We start from the raw sequence: 22,156 nt of genomic DNA, 5'->3' as shown, positions 1-22,156 counted from the left end.
AGGATGAGATTAAAAGAATGTAGGAGTGATTTTTCAATGCCAATTGTAGACGGGAAATCGTTTATTTATACCGTGAAACCTGGTGATACATTATTTAATATAGCTTCCAACATTGGTGGAACTGTTCCACTATTAGTAGAAGCAAATGCGGTATATCCTCCCATAATGGATCTGTATCAAATTTTTCCTGGTCAAGTATTAGTTGTAACGACACCTGGGAAAAAACAAGTAAATCATATTGTTGATATTGGAGAAGCACTATATCAAATTGCTGAGCGTTATTCAACGACCGTTGAGAAGATTTTGGAACTGAATCCACAGATTGAGAATCCAAACGTCATTTTTTACAATCAGGTGCTTCAAATTCCAGCCCAGATTTACTCGGTTGAACCAGGTGATGCTTTTTTCCAAATTGCCGAGCGCTTTGGGGTATCAACCTCAACATTACTTATGGCAAATCAGAACCGCCCCGGCTTATCACCGGATGTTGTTTATCCTGGGTATCAAATCATTATTCCTAATACAAAATAAAAATGGGCAGTCTGAGGGCTGCCCATTATGCTACATTACGTATACGTTTTTTAGAAGGTTCTTGAATAGTTCTAGTTGGTAAACTCCATCCGTATCGGTGTGAAATTCCTCGTAGGGTTAAAGTTATAGCAAACAGTAGATAGAAGTGATATGACTCTGTTAACCAGCCCATTCCTATAATAAAACCAGCAAAAAGTGCCCATAACAAATAAACATCTTGACGCAAGACGATAGGCTTTTTTTGAGCCAATACATCGCGAATAATTCCTCCACCTGCTCCAGTGATGGCAGCAGAAAACATAACGGCAAAGAGGGGTAAGTCGACAGAATGGGCATACATTGCCCCTTGAACGGCAAATGCCGATAGACCGATCGAGTCAAAAATACTCCATTTTTGTAATACATATACTGAATGACTAGGTAATAAAAAGACAATACTTATGGTGATAATAGCAATGATAAATAGTGTTGTTTGTTGCCATAGTTCAATAATTGGTATACCAGTAAAAAGATTTCGAATTGCTCCTCCACCGAATGCGGTAATTAAGCCTAAAACATAGGCACCAACAATATCGTATTTTACTTCCAAGGCCACAATTGCTCCACTCACTGCAAAGGCAATAGTTCCAATCATATTTAATACATCCCAAACCATATACGTCCCCCCCTAATAACTAAGTAAATGTCTCTGTCCTTGTACCTGAGAGTTTTACCTATAAGTAGAAGGTGTACCCCTTGGGTGGATGAAGCGCTCTCCAGAGAAGCGTCCTGCTGTAGTCTTTTTACCTGAGAGATTCATCGGTTACGATTTGCCCCTTCGGTGACGTGAAGTACGTTCTCTCCCACAGCAGTCTTCCGCTAGTATTAGTGTATTCCGTTATCATAATTCGTTTCTTAATTCATTTTACATGTATCAATTATATAGGAGAAGTTTGCACTGTCAATAAAAAAATAATTATTTTTTATCCTGAATGAACTCATTTTTGAAGGTGTTAAAAATAGGGCCTAACGAGCAGTAATACCTTAAACGAGAAGATTTAGAGAAGAGGGTAAGTGGGGGCTGAAAAAAGACCCCCACTAATTAAAGTTTAACTTTATTCTTCATCCCCCGTTTCGCTCTCAAGATCCTCTAAGTCATCTGGAATGATAAGTGTACCAATATCTTCTTGCGTTTCTTGGTCGATCGTATAAATTGTTACCTTATAATCATCTGGGTCAACACCATTAAAAATTTGGTAGTAACCTCCATAGATTCCAAGGCCAAATAAGGCAAAGCCATCTAAACTGTTTTCATATGCTTCCTTTTCCACTTCGACGGTAAACTCTGTAAAGGAATTGTTGGCACTAACTTCTTTTATAGAAGGATAGTCCTCACTTGTCTCCATTTCATCAAGAGCTACATTTATTTCGTCTTTCACCGAATCCAATACTTCTCGGTGAGTTGCTTTTGACATTTTATAGGTAAGTGAGCCATCATCATTTTGGGTGACTTCCTTAACCCCTTTTTCCTTTGCATTAGCAATTACCTCATCAATATCATCACCTTCAAACATGGAAGGTGGTAAAGTTACTTCTACATTTAAGAGGTTTTTGTCTACTTCAAGCTGGCTCTCCTTCTCACTTTTATTACTTTCTTCCAAGTCAGATTGTGTATCGTTACTTTGACATGCTACAAGTAATATTAATATTAGAATGGATAGAAGTTTTTTCATTATTTATCCTCCAGTATATAAAAATGTGTCGTCGCTAGTACTTTTCCCAATACTAAGATAGGAATGCTCGTAATATATTGGTATTTCGTTCATGAATTTAGGCTTGAATATTTCCACTAAAATCCGATAAAACTAAACATACTTTGAACATTGGAGGGAAGTACATGGTAAAAGATTCACATGCACCAAAGAAAAAGAATAATAAAGCTAAAAGACCAGATGAACAAAGACGAAATAAAGGTAGGTCTTCAGCACGAAATACGGATAATTAAAAAAGAGGTCAGCCTCCATTATGATAGGAGGCTGACCTTTTAAGCTAGTGCCACATGTTTTTCTTTTGGTTTTTTATGCAAGGTTTGTTTTATTTTTTTCGATAACATTGGAAGAACCCAACGGTCTAATCCAAGTCTTCCAGCGTTTCTACCAGCAATGACTATAAACACTGTAACGACTGCCATTTGTGCGTCCAACATACCTGATCCACTGAATAAGAAAGATAAATTCATCGTTACTCCCATTAAAGCAGCAAAGTTTGTGAAGATCCCTGTGATTAGGGCAATACCAACCAACAATTCCCCCCACATTACCATGAAGGAGAATAACTCTTGATTAGGAAGAGCAACTGCTTTTAGAAAAGCAGCCCACCAACCTGGAACTGCTGAATTTTCTGATGCCATTTGGATAAATCCACCAGCATCAAAGCCTCCACTTTTTATTTTGGCATAACCTGCCGTAACCCATCGATAACCGATATATATTCTTAATAGTGCCAGTAGACCAGCAACTATTTTATTAGAACGAATAAAATTCATAAACATAATGTTCCAACTCCTTATATGTAGTTTAATGCTCAATGTTTCACATGATGATAAACAACATTGACACAGTAGAAATTATAGCATGATAAATACTAATATAATGTGTAATGTTCATTCGTTCACAAATCAGTAAAGACTTTTTGACATAATTATGAATGTATGGTGCCTTTCACTTCCCGAAAATTGTCGAATCGACAAAAGTCGGGGAGTGACAGGCACCTTTTTCTGCTATACTAAAGAAAATATTGGGAATCCTAGTGAATAGTAATGAATTGGAGGGGCCACAAAAGATGCCGGGAACAAAACGAGTAAACATTAAACAGGGTATTCGAGTGAAAGTAGTACAGAAGCAGCATCAGCGTTCAGGAGAGTTAACGGAAGGCGTTGTTTCAAAGATATTGACTAATTCCAGTAGTCATCCGCATGGTATTAAGGTCATGTTGGAAGATGGTACAGTAGGTAGGGTAAAGGAAATTTTGAAATGAAAATTAGAATCTAACATTGAGACTACGGTCTTGTTTTCAGTAGTAGGAAAGGGTGTATTTACATGGCAAAGCATAAAGGAATTAAGAGGCATGAATCACTAAAACCATTATCTCGTCACCATATGGTTGGGTTGCACGTAGCTTTAAAGTTAAAACGTGCTGGAACAGAGGAAAGTCGATTAACGTTAGAAGAGATTAAAAGGGATGTTGATGACTTTTGGAATCCTAATGGACAAGAACATTTTAGAGAAGAAGAGGAAATTTTATTACCAGCATATGCTGAGTATGCGTCTATCGAACAACCTGAAGTAATCGAAATGCTTCTGGAACACGTCAAGATTCGCTCACAAATCAAACAAATATTAGATGCAGAAGAATTCAATACAAGTAAAATGCAAGCATTAGGAGAATTATTAGAGACTCATATTCGAAAAGAAGAACGAGTTATTTTTCCGATGATTGAAAAAGCCTTGCCAGAAGAGAAATTAATCGAACTTGCACCATATTTGCATTAAATAGGCTCTTAAGCACCTTATAAATAAAACAAATAATGTTATTGAAAATTAACAGAATAATAGTATTATAATGAATAAATAGATACTATAATAGGTGGAAAAGAAAGGGAGCAGGGGTCATGAAATTCCATCAACTACAACTACATAAAGGAAGCATAGAGAGCAATAATCTATCTATGCCCATTACATGGACTGAAGTAGGAAACCAGTCTAACAAGTTAGCCATTGTCCTTCCAAGTTATGAATATACTACGCAAGGACCTTTATTATGGTATTCGAATCAAGTCTTTTTGGAGGCAGGGTTTGATACACTACAATTTCACTATTCTATGAATCAATTTGATGAAGAAAAACTACCAATGATAGTTAACGAGATGATTGCTTCGTTTCTTCAACAAAAACAACAATATGAAGAAATACAGTTTGTTTCGATAGGTGTGGGCTCAACAATTGCTTCCCATTTTCTCCTACATCAAGCTTATCCCAAAGTACAAGCAATTTGGTTTTCTCCTAAGATTCAGCATCCAAGCGTGCATCAAGCTTTGTCACACCGTTCCAATAAGGGACTTGTACTATTTGGAGAAGACGGTGACTTGCTTTATGAAGACGAGGTACACCTACTAGAAGAGAAGGATCATCTAATCATTGCACATGTAACTGGAGCTAATGATCTCCTAGAATCGAACCTCAGTGTGGATGAAAATATAAACATCATTAGATCCTTGATGAAAATTATTGAATCTTTTATTAAAAAAGGAAAAATTGAACTCAATGAGGAAAAATCAAAAATCCGTATTTATTTAAGTATCTATGGTGATGAATTTCCATTAGATGAAATTACTGAAAAACTCGAAATCCAGCCTAGTAAGACATATAAAAAAGGAGAAGAAATCATTCCTCCACATGGACGACCTAATCCATATTATAAAAGGTATTATCAAGAAACTTGTTGGGAATATGATATGGATTATGTAGAATCTATTGACTTAGAAGAACAAATGGATTTGTTTGTCCGTAGATTTTATAGCAAAATATATATCATTAATGAACTACGTGAGAAGTATAATTTGAAATCGCATATTCAGGTTGTTTTAGAAGTAGAAAATGGAGAAATGCCTGTACTCACGTTAAATAAGAAAATCTTAAGTTTCGCACACCTAATTAAGTCTGAATATATCGGATTTGACACTTACGTCATGCCATTTGACGAGAATATACGATTTGAAAGCGATGGAATTAATTTTAAAGGTAGAAAATTATAATGAAACCTAAATGATCTATTCAACAATTATCCAAGATGAATTCTTATTGGTATGAGCAAGTATAATGGAAGTTAACATGGAATAAGTATAATTAACATAATGCACCTAAGAAAAACTTGTTCAATATACGAGGAGGGTACCTATGAAAGTATTTGTAAGAATTATGGAACTCGCGTTAGGACTTATCTTTTTAGGTGCAGGTTTAAATGGATATGTAGTTTTATTCGGATTGGAACCTTTTGCTCCGACTAGCCCGGCAGCCATGGAGTTTCTCGGTGATGGCTATCTTTTAGCTATGGAAAAAGGAGTAGAGATCATAGCAGGGTTACTGTTAATTATTCGCCGATTTGTCCCTTTAGCTTTAGTTTTACTAGCAAGCCTTATTGTAAACATACTAGCCTTTCATCTATTCGTTGACCCAGGTATGTTGGCCTTAGCGCTACTTGTTGTTGGTATAGAAGTAGTATTAGTTTGGTATTATCGTGATAATTTTAAAGGATTGTTAAAGAGTAGAGTAGACGCTGATCGTGTATAATGAGTAGTAAATAGATGTTTAAGAGGGAGTTATTATGGAAAATCATTTAGTTGTAAAAGATGAAATACATATTAATGCTGAACCGGAAAAAGTATGGGAAGTACTCGTTACCCCAAAATACGTTGCCCAATGGGATGAATTACCGGAGGATTATCCAAGTGAAAAGATGACCAAAGGAAGTCAAGTAGTATGGGAAAATCCAAATGGAGGTAAAACCATTACTACCATTATAAAGGCAGAAGAAAAGAAAGAATTAATCATTTCTTTATACTTGTCAAATTGGGAAGTAAAACCAAATGAAGGCGATGTTGCCTATCGATATTTTTTAGAAGAGCATGATGGAGGTACATTGTTACAAATCGAAATAGGTAATTTTTCTCTAATTAAAAATGGCCAAATGTATTATGATGCTGTAGAGTCTAAAAAAGTTATTAAAGATCTTGCAGAAAACCTATAAGAAAGCCCTTAGTGTGTGAGGTACACTAAGGGTTTTCTAATTGAATAAAGTTCCGTGCTTTTTTAACATAAAACATTGTATTAGGGAAAATATAGTACTGCCATCGAAAAGCAACAATGGAGGTGAAGGATGTGGCTAAGAGAAAAGTAGGGGTTGGAATGGGTTCTTCTGATGTAGAAGGGCAAGGAACAACCAATAGGGAAACAGGAAAGAAAAAACTCGATTCATCGAGAAAGAAGAAAAAGCGTACGTAATGAACAGTCTCCGGTCGTTCGTCTTTCCATGAAGCGACCGGATTGTTCATACTGACACGTATCATACCTGAATATCTACATTTCCCCCGGATAGTACGCAGACGACATTTTTACCCGTAATCCCCAATTTTTTATTCATAGCGGCAGCAACAGTGACGGCACTTGACGGCTCAATAAGCTGCTTCATTCGTTCCAGTACAAAGTTTTGAGCTACTTTAATTTCTTCTTCAGAAACTAGTACTAAGTCATCCAAGTATTGTTGCAAGATTGGAAATGTCATATCACCTGGCTGACTCGTTCTTAAACCATCAGCAATGGTGGAAGTCCTAGTTATAGAAGTGATTTTCTTGTTTTGTAAAGAGAGGTACGTATCATTGGCCGTCTCGGGTTCAACTCCAATAATTTTTACTTTAGGCTTGGTTTGTTTGATCGCTACTAAAATACCGGATAATAGTCCACCACCAATCGGCACAACTACTACATCCACATCTTCTAACTGTTCCAATATTTCTAACCCAATTGTCCCTTGTCCAGCCATAATAAAAGGGTCATCATAAGGTGGAATAAACGTACCATTATGCTGAACTGCCAATTCTTTCGCTTTTGGCAGTCTTTCAGCTGAGGTAGTCCCACATTTTTCTATGGATCCTCCATATGCTTTAATAGCATTTACTTTGCTTTCTTTTGCGTCAACAGGGACAACGATTGTTGAAGGTATTCCTAATTGCTTTGCAATGTATGCAACAGCTTGTCCATGATTTCCACTAGATGCTGCAGTAACATAGGTTGCTCCTTCTCGAACAGCTTGCTTCACTTTATTGGTGGCACCTCGGATTTTAAAAGAACCAGTTTTTTGCAAATGCTCTGCTTTACAATACATTTGGTTTTCAGAGATTGTACTAAGCTGGGATGAGTGTAAGATTGGAGTCTCATGAACAACTTCCTTAATAATCTCGCGTGCTTGAAGTACATCATGAACAATAATCATGGTTTCACCACCTTATTTATCCTTTGTTGTGTTAAGAATAACAGAAATAGTGTCATATGAACAAAATAAAAGTAGACCTAATCTTATCATAGGTCTACTTTTTACAAAATCCTTATATAATCATCTTAATGTACCTGAAAAATACGCATGTGCTTTAATATTATTAGTTATTTCTATAATGATGGCATTACGGCCTGATATATCGATTGTAAGTGTTTCTGTTTCTTGAGCAGGGATTGTAATGCTGTCGACATGACCAAAATAATCACTAACTTCAACGTCCATGTCCTTGCTATCGCTAGTACCAACCGATAAAATATCAATCACTAATTCTTTATATTCTCCATTTGTGTTAATCTCAATGGCACCACCACTAGAAAATGTTCGCGTCCCAAACTCGACATAATATCCTGCACCTAGGTTCTCACCCTCAAAAGTATAACTATTTCTAGGTTCAATTAGTAAACTTCCACTACTATTACTAACTTCTGCGTTTTCAAACATGTCAATTGGTTCAGCGAGTAAGCCGAAGTTAATCGTATTTTGTGAACGATCATATCGAATTGGAGCATAGCCTATCATTTCAACTACCCTTTGTGGAATATATAAATTCCCCTCATACTCGAGAAAGTGATAATCTTCCTCAGCACCTGTAGCCATCCAATAATCATCGTGATCGTAACGCCAATACTCATTTACTTCGACAATGGCAGAGGAATGGTCAGTATGTATTGTCTCATGTTGGTAGTCACTTTCTCCTTCTAACACTTCGGCAAACAAGTTATCTGCATCATATTGTATATTAATTCCTAATAAATCCGATGTAATCTGATGAGAGACGTAAAGTCGTTGGTCATGTTCTAAAAACAAATGTTCATCTGGATTGTAGTTATCCCAACTTTCAGCATCGTACTGAACTTGCTCAATATCAAGCACACGTAAATCCAACCCTGGAAGTTCTTCTTCTTCTTCAGTAGAATTGTCAGCGCTATTTTGTTCATCATTTACTTCTTCATTTTCTGTAGAATTCGTATTGTGATTAGACTGGTTCTCTTCATTCGAATCCTCACCATCTGAACAAGCAACAAGTAATATTGCTAATAGGAACAAAACGACTACTGACAATAGTGAGTAAGGTTTCCTTATCATATGTTTATTTCCTCCTGTTTTTTTGTACAGTTACCATATATATGACGAACAAAAGATTTAATGACGATTTATTTCGACAACTGTGTAATTTTAGGTCGTTAATACTATCTGCTGTGTCTATTTTAAAAGAATTTTTTCTGGTTCTTTTTTACCAAGGTAGAAAATAGGAATTATGGTATATTGACCATTTGTTCCATTCAATTCAACCTATAGTTAAGAAATGGAGCCAAGGAGGAAGGTAGGATTGAAGAAGATAATTTTTGTACTATTATTTTTTAGTTTATGTTTGGCTGCTTGTAGTAATGAGGAACCTGAAAATGAACTAGAGCCAGATGATAATAATTCAGTTGCTGAGGTTGAGGATAACGACGACCAAAATCAAATTGAAAATGATCACCAAGAGAAAGAAGAGGAAAGATTCTCGATTGCGAGTCTTTCTATAGTTGATCCTTCTAGAGAAGGAATGATTAATCAAGTTGGTGGACAATTATTAGAGGGCATTACATTAGAGCAAGAAATAGAAATGGATGCGAAGCAATTCGTTTCCGAGCATACAGATGAATTAACTGAGTACTTACAATTAGTTACATCTGAAACCCAAAATCCGATTGATATAGAAAAGGCAATTGTGCATTTTTTAGGTTCACCTAATTACACCGAAGCAATTGAATCGGCTTTGGCCTATGATCCAGATTTTCCAGAGCCTGATTTACCAGGTGCAAAAGTAGTAGAAGGAGAGGAAGAGGGAGAACAAGCAGAAAAGGGGAAAGCAATTCTCCTATTGGATGCTAGTTCCAGTATGCTATTATCTGTTGATGGCAGAGTGAAAATGGATATTGCCAAGGAGGCTGTTCAACAGTTTGCCGATGTGATTGGTCAAGATAATGATATATCATTAGTTGTTTACGGACATAAAGGTTCGGAATCTGGGGCGGATAAACAACTATCTTGTGAGACAATCGAAGAAATTTATCCTTTAGGTGCTTATGAACAAGGTAGTTTTGAAGAATCACTAGCCAGTTTTGAAAGTAAAGGTTGGACACCTTTAGCTGGCGCGATTGAAAAAGCGACAGAGATGAGCCAGGATACAGAGGGAGCTATTACGTTATACATTGTTAGTGATGGCGTTGAGACTTGTGATGGAAATCCAGTTCTAGCTGCCGAATCGTTTGTAAAAGAAAATGAGCATCGAAAAGTAAATATCATCGGTTTTAATGTCAATCAAGACGCTGAAGAACAATTGAAAGATGTTTCAGAAGCAGGAAACGGCGAGTATTATTCTGCAGATGATGCAGATGAACTAAAGGAAACGATTGAATATGAGTGGCTCCCATCGCGTGCTGAGTTAGCTTGGGCACATACAAAAGCACCTGGTCCATGGGAGATTTTAAGAAAATATGAAGAATATGATGAAGACCACGACAAAATTAGAGCATTAGTGAAAAAGGAAGATGAAAGGTATGATCAAGCCTTAATCATATTGAGAGATGAAGAAATGGTCCCGAGAGAAGTGAGGGATGAATTAAGGGATTTACTATCAGGAAATTACACGAAGCGCTTTGATGAACTCAGAGATTTACGTTCACAAAAAATTGACGAAATCAATGCTATATCTGATGAAATTAAGGAAAGAGTCAATGAGTGGAAGGAAGAAATGTCAAGAAGAAAAGATGAACGAGGAGATGCCTTTTAGGTAATGAGAGTCTAGGCCATACGACAGACTAAATCATAGTTTGTCGTATGGTTTTCATTATTCAAAAAATCATGGTACGTTACATATATAGAATTGGTAGTTGGGAGATAATATGATGATACTTGATATAGATAGCCAGTATATTAAAAGGATAAGTCTAAAGAAAGATTTAATCCCTTCTTATAATACATTTCCATTTTCTTTACCGGTTATAAAACAGTTAACGAGTTTGGATTTACACCCTAATGTCACGTATATCGTTGGAGAAAATGGAATGGGAAAATCGACCTTGCTTGAAGGAATTGCTGTTGCATTAGGCTTTAACCCAGAAGGTGGTACGTTTAATTTTAACTTTTCAAGTTATGATTCTCATTCCATTTTAGATCAATACCTTACAATCGCAAGAGGCGTACTTCGGCCAAAGGATAGTTTTTTCTTTCGTTCTGAGACATTTTATAATGTAGCGACAAATATAGAAGAAATGGATCGTGAGCCAGGTCGATCAGGGAAAATAATCGATTCCTTTGGTGGGAGGTCGTTACATGAACAGTCTCATGGAGAATCTTTTTTTGCAGCATTTAATGAACGTTTTAGAGGAGAAGGGTTATATATCTTAGATGAACCTGAAGCAGCGTTATCTCCTATACGACAATTATCTATGCTAGCAAGAATTAATGATCTAGTTCAACAAGAATCACAGTTTATCATATCCACTCATTCCCCTATTTTGATGGCATTCCCACAAGCAAAAATTGTGGAACTAACAGAGGATGGAATGCAAGAAGTCAGATTAGAAGATACTAATCATTATCAGATATTTAAACAATTTTTCGAGGATCGAGATCGACTTTTACATCATTTACTTCAGTAGAATCGCTCTATTTTCGGTTTGAAATATCAGAACAGTTGAACTTCACCATCTATCAACAATAATTACTTACAAGCGTTTTCAAATTATGTTACTATACTTACGTAAACGTTTACGCTTTACTTAGAGGAGTAAAAGATATGACTATTACAATTAAGGACGTTGCTAAGAAGGCTAATGTTTCAATTGCAACGGTTTCCCGGATTCTAAATGATAAGCCGGGTTATTCTGAAGAAACGAAGAAAAAAGTGATGCAAGTCATAGAGGAATTAGGCTATCATCCGAATGGAATTGCTCGTGGGCTAATTAGTAAACGTAGTCATACCATCGGTGTATTGGTGCCTAAACTATCGAGCATGCTTATGACGGAGTTTGTCAGTGGGATTGAAAACATTACCCATCAGAATGGGTCAAGCGCAATCATTTGTCATACGGAATCCAATGGTAAAAAAACGATGCAATATTTACAATTACTTAAGGAAAAGCAAATTGATGGGATTATTTTTGCGAGTGAACTATTAACAGAAGATTACTATCAATTTGTGAAAAAAATGGAAATTCCAATTGTATTGTTGTCAACGATTTCTTATGATCATCCAGTCCCGTATGTAAGAGTGGATGACCAACATGCTGCCTATTCTGCAACGGATTATTTAATAAAAAATGGTCATAAAAATATAGGCATGATTGGTGGAAACAAAGAAGATATGGTTGCTGGTCAGCCTAGAATCGATGGATATTTACAAGCAATGGAAAAACATAATCTCTCTTGTACAGATAAGCAAATTGTCTCTGGACATGGGTTTGGTTTTGAAGATGGTGTGGATGGATTTAGGAAGCTAATCGAACAGTTCCCTGAAGTGACAGCTGTATTTGCAGCAAGTGATGAAATAGCATTAGGAGTCATATCTGTAGCTTATCAAATGGGGATCAAAGTTCCAGAACAATTATCGATCATAGGATATGATAATTTAAGTTTGGCTGAAATGAGTATTCCACCACTAACTACTGTTGCCCAACCCCTAAAACAAATGGGAGAAAAGGCAACTGAAATGGTATTTGATATCATCAATAACAATAAAACAGTAGAAAGTCGTATTTTCCCACATGCAATTGTAGAAAGAGATAGTGTTAGGAAAATTTGAAGAGAGTAATATTTCTTCTTATGCTTTTTACGTAAACGTTTACGTTGTTTAGAGTATGCATATGATATTTTTAAACAACCAATATAATAAGAGATATAAAAAATGGAGGTATTATACGATGAATAAATTTACAAAAGGATTAGCAGCAATAACATTAGGTTCTGCGTTACTTCTTGCCGGTTGTGGAGGAGATGATAGTGGTTCTAAAGATGGAAAAGTTACATTAGAACTTTTCTCTAATAAGTCGGAAAGCATTGATACTTATAAAGGTCTAATTGAAGAATTTGAAAGTCAAAACCCAGATATTAATATAAAGTTAGAAGCTCCACCAGAAGCGGAAACAGTGCTAAAAACTCGCTTAACAAAAGATGACTTACCTGACATTATGTCAATTGGCGGTAACGCAACATTTGGTGAGTTAGCTAGAGCAGGTGTATTTCATGATTTCACGGATTCTGATGCGTTAAGTAACGTACAATCTTCTTATGTAGATATGCTTGGACAATTAGTTGGACCAGAAAATGATGGAGTATATGCACTTCCATATGCAACAAATGCCAACACAGTTATTTACAATAAGCAAAAAGTAGAAGAATTAAATATTGATATTCCAACAAATTGGGATGAATTTATCGCAGCTTTAGAAACAGCACAAGGAGCTGGTGAAATTCCTCTATACTTCACGCTTCAAGAAGCATGGACAGCAATGCCGATTTGGAATGGTGTTGCAGGAAACCTAGTAGCAGATGACTTTGCTGAAAGAAAAAATAACAACGAAGCTTCTTTCCAAGAAGAATATGATGAAGTTGCTGATAAGATGTTGGAATTAATGGAGTATGGACAAGGAGATAACTTTAGTGTTGGATATGGTGACGGTAATAATGCATTTGCAAATGGAGAGGGTGTTTTCTATATCCAAGGGAACTGGGCGATCCCAGAAATTTTAAAAGCGAACCCTGATGTCGAACTAGGAACTTTTGCTCTTCCATCACATAATCAAACAGAAGAAAACAATCTTGTTTCAGGTGTTGATGTTGCTCTTACTGTAAGTGAAACAACTCCGCATAAAGAAGAAGCATTGACATTTATTGAATTCTTGATTAGTCAAGAGACAGCACAACAATATATTGATGAACAAAAAGCGTTCTCAGCAGTTGAAGGCGTATTCCAAGAAGACCCAGTATTTGAAGGAATCCGTGTTAATTTTGAAGAAGGTACGTTAACAAGCTTCGTTGACCACTACTACCCAGCTGGGATGGGAGCAGAGAACTTAGTTCAAGACTTCTTAATTAAAAAAGATAAAGAAGCTGCACTACAAACATTAGATTCCGAATGGGATAAAGTAATTAATAGATAATGTAAATAGGGGCTTCTCATTGTAGATGCCCCTACTTATTTCTAAAGGAGAGAGTTTCGTCATGGTGAAAAGAAAGCATACTTTTCTGATAATGGTTATTCCTGCTTTTCTTCTGTTTTTCACCTTTCATACATATCCAACGTTACAAGGGATATTTTATAGTTTTACGGACTATAAAGGGTATGGAATTTGGGATTTCGTAGGATTAAAAAATTATCTTAATGTATTTCAAGATAGCCGTGCTTTAAGTGCATACGGCTTTACATTTCAATTTGCAATCGTATCAACAGTTCTTGTTAACATCATTAGTTTGTTGATTGCAATTGGTCTTAATTCCAATATCAAACTACGTAAAACACTAAGAGCAACCTACTTTTTACCTTATATTTTAAGTGTGTTGATTGTAGGTTACATCTTCAAATTTGCATTTACTCATCTTTTACCCCAATTGGGACAAGCGCTTAATATTGAATTCCTATCAACCAATATTTTAGGAAATCCAGATATGGCGTGGTTAGGAATTGTGTTCGTTGCTGTATGGCAATCAGCAGCATTTAATACACTATTATACTTAGCGGGACTTTCTACAATCGATGATCAAGTTTATGAGGCTGCTAATATTGATGGTGCAGGTTCTTGGGCAAAATTCTGGAAAATAACATTCCCATTAGTTGCTCCGTTCTTTACTATTAACATGGTTGTTGCTATGAAGAACTTCTTAATGGCATTCGACCAAATTGTTGCATTAACTGGTGGTGGACCTGGACAAGTAACTGAATCCATTTCCTTATTAATTTACCGTGGTGGATTCCAAGGTGGAGAATTCGCCTATCAATCAGCGAACGCAGTAATTTATTTCATCGTAATTGTTGCAATATCCATTATTCAATTACGTGTACTTGAACGAAGAGAGGTGAAATAACGATGATAGGAAGTCGAACGAATTGGAAGGTTACAATCTTATTGATTTTAGGGGCAATCTTTATTTTATTCCCTTTGTATTTAACGATTACAATCGCATTTAAAACACCACAAGAGATGGCAGGGAATCTGTTAGCACTACCACAATCTTGGTCATTCCAAAATTTCATTGATGCGATTGAAATGACAAATTTCTTTCAGGCGTTAGGAAATAGTGTGTTTGTAACGATCTTTACAGTGGCTTTAGTTTTAATCAGTCATTCTTTAGTGGCTTATGCCATTGCTAGAAACTTACACAAAAAATTCTATAAGTTCCTGTATCTTTATTTCATTAGTGCGATGTTCATTCCATTTCCTATCATCATGTTACCACTAGTTAAACAAACGGCAACATGGGGAATGGACAATTTAGTCGGCCTAGTCATTTTAAACGCTGTGATGCAATTAGCATTTAACGTATTTATTTACGTTGGATTCGTAAAGACAGTACCAAAAGAATTAGAGGAAGCAGCAATTATTGACGGTGCTAGCACATGGCAAGTGTTCTGGAAAGTAATCTTTCCTCTAATGAAGCCAATGCATGCAACTGTTGCAATTCTTACAGCACTAGCAGCTTGGAATGACTTCATGCTGCCGCTAGTTATATTAAGTGATTCGAGTCAATATACACTGCCACTCGTTCAATATGCATTCCAAGGACAATTTAGTACAGACTATAACCTTGCCTTTGCATCTTACTTAATGGCAATGTTACCAATGATTATCATCTATATCTTCGCTCAAAAATGGATTATCGGTGGAGTAATGAGAGGCTCGATTAAATAATAGCAGTATAAAACGTAGAGAAACACACGTAGGTTCGATTTTTTCGGGGGGACGATGTGTTTCTTTAGCAAAATGGGAGGAAATACAGTATGACACATAAAGCATGGTGGAAAGAAAGTATTGTATATCAAATTTATCCAAGAAGCTTCAATGATAGTAACGGAGATGGAATTGGTGATATTAAAGGGATTACTGAAAAACTAGATTATTTAAAAAATCTAGGTATTAATGTGATTTGGTTATCGCCAGTATATAAATCACCAAATGACGATAATGGCTATGATATTGCTGATTATAAAGCAATCATGGATGAATTCGGTACGATGGAAGACTGGGAAGAACTATTAGAAGAAATGCATAAGCGTGATTTAAAGCTTATCATGGACCTTGTTGTTAACCATTCATCCGATGAACACGAATGGTTCAAAGAATCAAGAAAATCAAAAGATAATCCATATCGCGACTACTACATATGGAGACCAGGTAAAGATGGGAAAGAACCAAATAACTGGGAATCTACATTTAGTGGGCCTGCTTGGGAATATGATGAAAATACAGATGAATACTTTTTACATATTTTCAGTAGAAAGCAACCAGATTTAAACTGGGAAAATCCGAAGCTTCGTCAAGAAATCTATGACATGATGAAGTGGTGGTTAGATAAAGGCGTTGATGGTTTCCGAATGGATGTTATCAACTTTATCTCGAAGGTTCCTGGTTTACCTGATGCACCGAATCCAGAGGGTAAGAAATATGTTGGTGGCGGAAAGTATTTCATGAATGGACCACGAATTCATGAGTTTTTACGTGAAATGAATGAAGAAGTGATATCCAATTATGACGTGATGACAGTTGGTGAAATGCCGGGTGTTGATGTCGAAGAGGCGAAGAAATACACTGACCCAGAGCGTAAAGAGCTTCAAATGGTATTCCAATTCGAACATATGGATCTAGACTCTGGACCGAACGGAAAATGGGATTTAAAACCTTTAGATTTAAGAGATTTAAAAGCAAGTATTACTAGATGGCAAAAAGGCCTGCAAGGTGTCGGCTGGAATAGTCTATATTTAAATAACCATGACCAACCAAGAATGGTGTCTCGTTTTGGAAATGATAAGGAATATCGTGTGGAAACTGCGAAAATGTTAGGTACTTTCTTGCACATGTTGCAAGGTACACCATACGTTTTCCAAGGTGAAGAAATCGGTATGACGAACATCAAGTTTGATTCTATTGATGAATATAAAGATATTGAAATTCTAAATATGTATAAAGAAAAAGTAATTGAAGGTAATGAAGATCCGGATAAAGTGATGGAATCCATCTATGTGAAAGGGCGCGATAATGCGCGTACACCAGTTCAATGGGATGCGACAGAAAATGCTGGTTTCACTACTGGAGAACCTTGGATTAAAGTCAATCCAAATTATAAAGAAGTGAATGCAGAGCAAGCAGTTAATGATGAAAATTCAATTTATCACTATTATCGCGAGTTAATTCAACTTCGTAAAACACATCCAATCATCGTATATGGTGATTATGACCTTATCCTAGATGAACATGAACAAATCTACGCGTATACACGTACGTATGAAGGAGAAAAGTTACTTGTGTTAACGAACTTCAGTGAAGAAGAAGTGAAGTTTGACCTTCCTTCTGATGTATCATTTGAAGCAGATGAGTTGCTAATCAGTAACTATCCTCAAAATGGTGGAGTAGAAGATTATAATTCATTTACATTAAAACCATATGAAGCAAGAGTATACAAAGGAAAATAATCACTAAATAAAGGTCTCAGCTAGCTTTTAAGAACAGACTAGCTGAGACTCCTATTTACTAAGAAAGGTTTGAGATTGATGACTAATCCAAAAGCATTTATTTTTGACTTGGATGGAGTAATTACCGATACTGCAGAATTCCATTATCAAGCGTGGAAACAACTAGCTGAGGAGTTAGGGATACATATAGATCGAGAATTTAATGAACAGTTAAAAGGTATTAGTCGTATGGATTCATTGGATCGAATTCTAGCACTTGACTCTAGTTACCAATCATTAGCAGCAGAGGAAAAAGAAGGATTAGCAACCAAGAAAAATGAGCATTACAAACAACTAATGCAAGCCATCACTCCAGAACATATTTTGCCAGGTATCAAGGACTTTCTTGATACGATTAAATCGAACAAAATCGAAATTGCACTTGCCTCCGCTAGTAAAAATGCTCCAATGATTTTAGAACAACTCCAATTATCGGATTACTTCCGATATATTGTAGATCCAGCAAAGCTTTCTAATGGAAAACCAGATCCTGAGATTTTTACAACTGCAGCTGATTTCTTATCCGTTGACTATTCAGAGTGTATAGGGGTTGAAGATGCTGCATCTGGTGTACAAGCCATTAACGCTGCATCTATGTTTTCAGTAGGAGTAGGAGATAAAGAAGTGTTAGCTGCTGCTGATATGGTAGTAGAAGATACAACAGGATTAGATTTTAATAAAATTATCGAAGCGTTTCGTCAAGCTAGAAATTAGGAGTGTCGTTTATGACGTGGAAAATAACGAAATCACAATTAGATAATGAGCAATTATTAATTAATGAAAGTCTTTTGTCTTTAGGAAATGGATATTTAGGCGTGAGAGGTAATTTTGAAGAAGGTTATAATGAGGAATTCAAATCGATCCGAGGAACATACATTAATGCATTTCACGATGAAACGGAAATATCCTATGGTGAAAAACTTCACGCTTTTCCTGATAAACAACAAAAACTCGTCAATGTAATAGATGCCCAGACGGTGGAAATCTATATTGATGGGGAACGATTTAGTTTATTTGATGGAGAAGTGGTGAACTTTGAACGTCACTTACATATGGATAAAGGCTTTGCTGAACGTATCATTCATTGGAAGTCAAAAACTGGTAAGGAAGCAAAACTTCATTTTAGAAGATTAATTTCTTTTGTACGTAGGGAAGTCCTAGCAATTGATGTGAAGGTGGAACCACTTCAAGAGTCAGAAGTAAAAATTGTTTCCACAGTTAATGGGGATGTTACGAACTTTGTGGATAAAAATGATCCGAGGGTTGCATCTGGTCATGCAAAGCGTCTACATGTCATTGATGCTAGAAGTGAAGAAAAGACTAGTATTGTTAAAAACCAAACGTACGCAACAGAACTTAAAGTAGCGTGTGCTTCGAAAACTACGGTAGATGCCGATCATACGTATGAGAGTCATGTAAACGATGGTTTGGTATCAGAAACCTATTTGATAAATGGTGATGCACTTCAATTTACGAAATTAAATGTGTACACTGACTCATTGAGGCATGGAGAAGATGTGACGAAAGCAGGTCTTTCTATACTGAATGAACTTAAGGCAATGAGTTTTGATTCATTATTAGAAGAACAACAGCAGTATTTAAATAATTTCTGGGCTACATCTGATATTGTGATTGATGGAGACCAGGAATTACAAGAGGGAATACGTTTTAATTTATTCCATCTACTACAGTCTGTCGGGAAGGATCCAAGAAGTAATATTGCAGCAAAAGGACTTTCAGGAGAAGGTTATGAAGGGCATTATTTCTGGGATACCGAAATTTATATTTTCCCTGTATTCTTAATGACAAATCCCGAGATTGCAAAGAATTTACTGTTACATCGCTATTCCATCTTAGATAGTGCTAGACAACGTGCCCGTGAAATGGGACATACAAAAGGGGCACTATTCCCATGGCGAACGATTACTGGGCAAGAAAGTTCGGCATACTTCCCAGCTGGTACGGCTCAATATCATATTAGTGCCGATATTGCTTATAGTTATATCCAATATTATTTGACTACTAAAGATGAGCAATTTTTAAAGGACTACATGGCTGAAGTACTCTTTGAGACTGCTCGTTTATGGGTGGATACAGGACATTTTATGGACGGTCAATTTAGAATTGATGATGTCACTGGACCAGATGAATATACTTGTGTCGTTAATAATAATTACTATACGAATGTCATGGCTAAACATAATTTACTATGGGCAGCTAAAGTATATCGTAAGTTGAACGAATCAGGTGGACTTGAATCATTGTCAGAGAAAATTGGATTAACAACTGAGGAAGTGGATGAGTGGGAAAAAGCTGGAGAACAGATGTATTTACCATATGATGAAAACCATTTAATCCACGCTCAAGATGATAGCTTTTTACAAAAGAAACGTTGGGATTTAGAGAACACACCAAAAGAGGAATTTCCATTACTATTAAATTATCATCCTTTAACGTTGTACCGATATCAAGTATGTAAACAGGCTGATACCGTTTTGGCTAACTTCTTATTGGAAGATGAATCTGATCTGGATACGATTAAGAAGTCGTATGATTACTATGAGAGTATCACTACTCATGATTCTTCCTTATCCTATTGTGTGTTTAGTATTATGGCTTCCAAAATTGGATATCAAGAAAAAGCATATGATTACTTTAATAAAACGGCTCGATTAGATATAGATAATACACACGGTAATACAAGAGATGGTCTTCATATGGCGAATATGGGTGGTACATGGATGGCGATTGTCTATGGTTTTGCTGGATTACGCGTAAAAGAAAGTGGACTATATCTCGATCCAAAACTTCCGAAAGAATGGAAATCACTACAATTCCATTTAAACTACCAAGATCGATTGATTAAAATTCATTTAGAAGAAAATAATGTGAGCTACCAGCTAATAGAAGGAGATTCTCTGGAGATTAAGCATAGTGGAGAATCATTGCTATTAGAAAAAGGCAAAGAAGTAAGAAATGAAATCTCTATATGAATGTAACATATTTACTATCGCTACAGAAATACACTTCGCTTTCCGCGGGCGGCTGGTGAGCCTCCTCGGACTAACGTCCTGTGGGGTCTCACCTATGCCTTTCTTCCCGCAGGAGTCTACGTGTATTTCCTCCGCTGGTTTTAGTATATATAACTTTTTATTTTTAAAAATAGACGAAGTGGTTACAGTATATGTACCATACTTTTCTCCTGAAAAATCCGAACCTATTCTTATTGTAGAATGGTTCGGATTTCTGCTTAGAAAACAAATATATTACATAAATTCCCCTACTCTAAAATGAAAATGTATGGTTTCCAATCACTGTGGATACCGTTCTACTTTTTAGGTAAGGGCTAGATGTTTTATCTGGGTTATAGAAAAACAGTGCTCCGTTTGTTGGATCCTCTCCATTTATTGCACGTTGGGCTGCTTCAAAATGTTGCGCATTCGGTTGTGCTGAATGGATGACACCAGTTTCTGCCGGTGTAAATTGATAATATCCATAACTTTTCTCAAATAATACTTCCTTAACATCATTTGGAAACAACGGGCTGTTTACTCGGTTCATAATAACAGCACCAATGGCAATCTGCCCCTCAAGTGATTCTCCTCTACCTTCACTGTAAATCATTTTGGCAAGCCACTCGACATCTTCTTGATTGACCACAGATTGTTCCTTTGTTTGGTATGATGGTGTAGGGGCTGCTGTTGTTCCTGATGGGATTGTTAAAGTTTGTCCAATTTGTAAGATATTCGAAGACAAATTATTCGCTTGCTTAATGGCATTCACCGTAGTTCCATTTTGTGTAGCAATACTATACAAGGTGTCTCCAGCAGCAACTTGGTGTGTTGTTTTTGCTTGAACAGGTGCAGTGCTACTTCCAGAAGGAATCGTTAAAGTTTGTCCAATTTGTAAGATATTTGAAGACAAATTATTCGCTTGTTTAATTGCATTCACTGTAGTTCCATTTTGTGTAGCAATACTGTACAAGGTGTCTCCAGCAGCAACTTGGTGTGCTGTTTTTGCTTGAACAGGTGCAGTGCTACTTCCAGAAGGGATCGTTAAAGTTTGCCCAATTTGTAAGACATTCGAAGACAAATTATTAGCCTGTTTAATAGCATCGACTGTAGTGCCATTTTGATTGGCGATACTATACAATGTATCCCCTGAGACAACTTGATGAGTTATTGTTATTGGTGTAGTAATGCTCCCAGTAGAAATCATTAAGGTTTGTCCAATTTGTAAAACATTCGAAGATAAATTATTTAACTGTTTAATGGCATCTACTGTAGTGCCATTTTGTTTAGCGATACTATAAAGGGTATCACCAGCAGAAACTGTATAGGAGGTAGAAACAGTTTGTGAGGTGCTAGGCTCAATTTCAGCTGCTGATACTTCATATGTTGTTATTGTTCCTATACCTAAAGTTGTTAAAAGCATGGCACCAGCCATAATTTTTACAGACTTTACTTTTAATGAAGGAAATTTTCGTTTGACAAAATTAACGGCTTTTTTTTCTAATGTAGATTCATCGACCTTGGGTATAGTTCCAAGTTCATCCGAAAACTCCGTAAGATTCTCATCCATATATAGCACGACTTCAATACCATTTGCAGTTTCATTTATTTTGTAATGAATAAAAGGTTCCACCTATTTTCACCTTCCTTATATCCTTTACAATCCCCTTATCGTCCTTTTTTACGATGACAATTCATACCATATCGAACATGTATAAATAGCCTATATTCTTGAAAAATAATGAAAGGACTTTGTATGAATAGGTAGTATTCACAAACACTACTTTCATCGATTAGAATAGGTGGTTTGGAA

At 36.3% G+C, this 22,156-nt stretch carries 22 protein-coding genes and 2 riboswitches; of the genes, 16 read left to right on the top strand and 6 right to left on the bottom strand.

Annotation, left to right across the window (positions count from 1 at the left end; genetic code table 11):
- Positions 1-36 precede the first annotated feature (36 nt).
- Complete coding sequence (locus tag BUB12_RS06435) at positions 37-531, top strand: LysM peptidoglycan-binding domain-containing protein (protein WP_072889248.1); 495 nt, start codon at positions 37-39, stop codon at positions 529-531.
- 25 nt (positions 532-556) lie between these two features.
- Here the strand turns inward: BUB12_RS06435 and BUB12_RS06430 are convergent, their stop codons facing one another.
- The 3 genes from BUB12_RS06430 to BUB12_RS06420 form a co-directional block, all read right to left on the bottom strand.
- Positions 557-1,186: a trimeric intracellular cation channel family protein gene (locus BUB12_RS06430; RefSeq protein ID WP_072889246.1), complete on the bottom strand. Its 630-nt coding sequence runs from the start codon at positions 1,184-1,186 to the stop codon at positions 557-559.
- Positions 1,187-1,216: 30 nt separating this feature from the next.
- A riboswitch (glycine riboswitch) is annotated at positions 1,217-1,293 on the bottom strand.
- 2 nt (positions 1,294-1,295) lie between these two features.
- Positions 1,296-1,386, bottom strand: a riboswitch (glycine riboswitch).
- Between the two features lie 239 nt (positions 1,387-1,625).
- On the bottom strand, positions 1,626-2,243 hold the full coding sequence (locus tag BUB12_RS06425) for a hypothetical protein (RefSeq protein WP_072889244.1): 618 nt from the start codon (positions 2,241-2,243) through the stop codon (positions 1,626-1,628).
- Between the two features lie 311 nt (positions 2,244-2,554).
- Positions 2,555-3,061 carry a DoxX family protein gene (locus tag BUB12_RS06420; RefSeq protein WP_072889242.1) on the bottom strand — a complete coding sequence of 169 codons (507 nt, stop codon included), beginning with the start codon at positions 3,059-3,061 and terminating at the stop codon, positions 2,555-2,557.
- 290 nt (positions 3,062-3,351) lie between these two features.
- On the opposite strand from BUB12_RS06420, the gene BUB12_RS06415 reads away from it, so the two are divergent.
- The 6 genes from BUB12_RS06415 (at position 3,352) to BUB12_RS17515 (ending at position 6,569) form a co-directional block, all read left to right on the top strand.
- Positions 3,352-3,546 carry a YwbE family protein gene (locus tag BUB12_RS06415; RefSeq protein ID WP_072889240.1) on the top strand — a complete coding sequence of 65 codons (195 nt, stop codon included), beginning with the start codon at positions 3,352-3,354 and terminating at the stop codon, positions 3,544-3,546.
- Positions 3,547-3,608: 62 nt separating this feature from the next.
- On the top strand, positions 3,609-4,061 hold the full coding sequence (locus BUB12_RS06410) for a hemerythrin domain-containing protein (RefSeq protein WP_234982592.1): 453 nt from the start codon (positions 3,609-3,611) through the stop codon (positions 4,059-4,061).
- A 119-nt stretch (positions 4,062-4,180) separates the two neighbouring features.
- Positions 4,181-5,323 carry a DUF4279 domain-containing protein gene (locus BUB12_RS17450; protein ID WP_084063240.1) on the top strand — a complete coding sequence of 381 codons (1,143 nt, stop codon included), beginning with the start codon at positions 4,181-4,183 and terminating at the stop codon, positions 5,321-5,323.
- 142 nt (positions 5,324-5,465) lie between these two features.
- Complete coding sequence (locus BUB12_RS06400; RefSeq protein ID WP_072889238.1) at positions 5,466-5,858, top strand: hypothetical protein; 393 nt, start codon at positions 5,466-5,468, stop codon at positions 5,856-5,858.
- A gap of 34 nt (positions 5,859-5,892) precedes the next feature.
- Positions 5,893-6,315 carry an SRPBCC family protein gene (locus tag BUB12_RS06395; RefSeq protein WP_072889236.1) on the top strand — a complete coding sequence of 141 codons (423 nt, stop codon included), beginning with the start codon at positions 5,893-5,895 and terminating at the stop codon, positions 6,313-6,315.
- A 131-nt stretch (positions 6,316-6,446) separates the two neighbouring features.
- Positions 6,447-6,569 carry a YuzL family protein gene (locus tag BUB12_RS17515; RefSeq protein ID WP_407668439.1) on the top strand — a complete coding sequence of 41 codons (123 nt, stop codon included), beginning with the start codon at positions 6,447-6,449 and terminating at the stop codon, positions 6,567-6,569.
- A 61-nt stretch (positions 6,570-6,630) separates the two neighbouring features.
- Here the strand turns inward: BUB12_RS17515 and BUB12_RS06390 are convergent, their stop codons facing one another.
- Together BUB12_RS06390 and BUB12_RS06385 are read right to left on the bottom strand one after the other, a co-directional pair.
- Positions 6,631-7,557, bottom strand: coding sequence for a threonine ammonia-lyase (locus tag BUB12_RS06390; RefSeq protein WP_072889234.1), 927 nt, complete (start codon positions 7,555-7,557; stop codon positions 6,631-6,633).
- A 120-nt stretch (positions 7,558-7,677) separates the two neighbouring features.
- Positions 7,678-8,706 carry a hypothetical protein gene (locus tag BUB12_RS06385; protein ID WP_072889232.1) on the bottom strand — a complete coding sequence of 343 codons (1,029 nt, stop codon included), beginning with the start codon at positions 8,704-8,706 and terminating at the stop codon, positions 7,678-7,680.
- A 244-nt stretch (positions 8,707-8,950) separates the two neighbouring features.
- On the opposite strand from BUB12_RS06385, the gene BUB12_RS06380 reads away from it, so the two are divergent.
- From BUB12_RS06380 to BUB12_RS06340, 9 genes are all read left to right on the top strand, one after another.
- Positions 8,951-10,399, top strand: a complete 1,449-nt coding sequence (locus tag BUB12_RS06380) for a vWA domain-containing protein (RefSeq protein WP_072889230.1) — start codon at positions 8,951-8,953, stop codon at positions 10,397-10,399.
- A 115-nt stretch (positions 10,400-10,514) separates the two neighbouring features.
- Positions 10,515-11,270, top strand: a complete 756-nt coding sequence (locus BUB12_RS06375; protein ID WP_072889228.1) for an AAA family ATPase — start codon at positions 10,515-10,517, stop codon at positions 11,268-11,270.
- Between the two features lie 137 nt (positions 11,271-11,407).
- Entirely contained in the window at positions 11,408-12,412 is a 1,005-nt protein-coding gene (locus BUB12_RS06370) for a LacI family DNA-binding transcriptional regulator (RefSeq protein ID WP_072889227.1), read from the top strand.
- A 118-nt stretch (positions 12,413-12,530) separates the two neighbouring features.
- Complete coding sequence (locus BUB12_RS06365; RefSeq protein WP_072889225.1) at positions 12,531-13,769, top strand: ABC transporter substrate-binding protein; 1,239 nt, start codon at positions 12,531-12,533, stop codon at positions 13,767-13,769.
- Positions 13,770-13,830: 61 nt separating this feature from the next.
- The gene (locus BUB12_RS06360; protein WP_200801029.1) at positions 13,831-14,691 is read left to right on the top strand and encodes a carbohydrate ABC transporter permease; all 861 of its coding nucleotides are present in this window, start codon (positions 13,831-13,833) and stop codon (positions 14,689-14,691) included.
- Positions 14,692-14,693: 2 nt separating this feature from the next.
- Positions 14,694-15,515 carry a carbohydrate ABC transporter permease gene (locus BUB12_RS06355; RefSeq protein WP_200801028.1) on the top strand — a complete coding sequence of 274 codons (822 nt, stop codon included), beginning with the start codon at positions 14,694-14,696 and terminating at the stop codon, positions 15,513-15,515.
- Positions 15,516-15,604: 89 nt separating this feature from the next.
- Entirely contained in the window at positions 15,605-17,293 is a 1,689-nt protein-coding gene (locus tag BUB12_RS06350; RefSeq protein WP_072889223.1) for a glycoside hydrolase family 13 protein, read from the top strand.
- A gap of 78 nt (positions 17,294-17,371) precedes the next feature.
- On the top strand, positions 17,372-18,046 hold the full coding sequence (pgmB, locus tag BUB12_RS06345; RefSeq protein ID WP_072889221.1) for a beta-phosphoglucomutase: 675 nt from the start codon (positions 17,372-17,374) through the stop codon (positions 18,044-18,046).
- An 11-nt stretch (positions 18,047-18,057) separates the two neighbouring features.
- Complete coding sequence (locus BUB12_RS06340; RefSeq protein WP_072889219.1) at positions 18,058-20,325, top strand: glycoside hydrolase family 65 protein; 2,268 nt, start codon at positions 18,058-18,060, stop codon at positions 20,323-20,325.
- 292 nt (positions 20,326-20,617) lie between these two features.
- On the opposite strand, the gene BUB12_RS06330 is transcribed toward BUB12_RS06340, so the two are convergent.
- Positions 20,618-21,976 carry a LysM peptidoglycan-binding domain-containing protein gene (locus BUB12_RS06330; RefSeq protein ID WP_072889215.1) on the bottom strand — a complete coding sequence of 453 codons (1,359 nt, stop codon included), beginning with the start codon at positions 21,974-21,976 and terminating at the stop codon, positions 20,618-20,620.
- Between the last annotated feature and the right edge of the window lie 180 nt (positions 21,977-22,156).

It is taken from the genome of Ornithinibacillus halophilus, assembly GCF_900129485.1.
Classification (GTDB): domain Bacteria; phylum Bacillota; class Bacilli; order Bacillales; family Amphibacillaceae; genus Ornithinibacillus; species Ornithinibacillus halophilus.
This window is presented reverse-complemented; position numbering and strand designations above follow the sequence as displayed.

Coding starts and splice junctions, on each gene's coding strand:
- BUB12_RS06430 (WP_072889246.1), bottom strand. CDS start 1,186: ATGGTTTGGGATGTATTAAATATGATTGGAACTATTGCCTTTGCAGTG.
- BUB12_RS06360 (WP_200801029.1), top strand. CDS start 13,831: ATGGTGAAAAGAAAGCATACTTTTCTGATAATGGTTATTCCTGCTTTT.
- BUB12_RS06340 (WP_072889219.1), top strand. CDS start 18,058: ATGACGTGGAAAATAACGAAATCACAATTAGATAATGAGCAATTATTA.
- BUB12_RS06420 (WP_072889242.1), bottom strand. CDS start 3,061: ATGTTTATGAATTTTATTCGTTCTAATAAAATAGTTGCTGGTCTACTG.
- BUB12_RS06375 (WP_072889228.1), top strand. CDS start 10,515: ATGATACTTGATATAGATAGCCAGTATATTAAAAGGATAAGTCTAAAG.
- BUB12_RS06415 (WP_072889240.1), top strand. CDS start 3,352: ATGCCGGGAACAAAACGAGTAAACATTAAACAGGGTATTCGAGTGAAA.
- BUB12_RS17450 (WP_084063240.1), top strand. CDS start 4,181: ATGAAATTCCATCAACTACAACTACATAAAGGAAGCATAGAGAGCAAT.
- BUB12_RS06365 (WP_072889225.1), top strand. CDS start 12,531: ATGAATAAATTTACAAAAGGATTAGCAGCAATAACATTAGGTTCTGCG.
- BUB12_RS06395 (WP_072889236.1), top strand. CDS start 5,893: ATGGAAAATCATTTAGTTGTAAAAGATGAAATACATATTAATGCTGAA.
- pgmB (WP_072889221.1), top strand. CDS start 17,372: ATGACTAATCCAAAAGCATTTATTTTTGACTTGGATGGAGTAATTACC.
- BUB12_RS06410 (WP_234982592.1), top strand. CDS start 3,609: ATGGCAAAGCATAAAGGAATTAAGAGGCATGAATCACTAAAACCATTA.
- BUB12_RS06385 (WP_072889232.1), bottom strand. CDS start 8,706: ATGATAAGGAAACCTTACTCACTATTGTCAGTAGTCGTTTTGTTCCTA.
- BUB12_RS06435 (WP_072889248.1), top strand. CDS start 37: ATGCCAATTGTAGACGGGAAATCGTTTATTTATACCGTGAAACCTGGT.
- BUB12_RS06425 (WP_072889244.1), bottom strand. CDS start 2,243: ATGAAAAAACTTCTATCCATTCTAATATTAATATTACTTGTAGCATGT.
- BUB12_RS06390 (WP_072889234.1), bottom strand. CDS start 7,557: ATGATTATTGTTCATGATGTACTTCAAGCACGCGAGATTATTAAGGAA.
- BUB12_RS06370 (WP_072889227.1), top strand. CDS start 11,408: ATGACTATTACAATTAAGGACGTTGCTAAGAAGGCTAATGTTTCAATT.
- BUB12_RS06400 (WP_072889238.1), top strand. CDS start 5,466: ATGAAAGTATTTGTAAGAATTATGGAACTCGCGTTAGGACTTATCTTT.
- BUB12_RS06350 (WP_072889223.1), top strand. CDS start 15,605: ATGACACATAAAGCATGGTGGAAAGAAAGTATTGTATATCAAATTTAT.
- BUB12_RS06355 (WP_200801028.1), top strand. CDS start 14,694: ATGATAGGAAGTCGAACGAATTGGAAGGTTACAATCTTATTGATTTTA.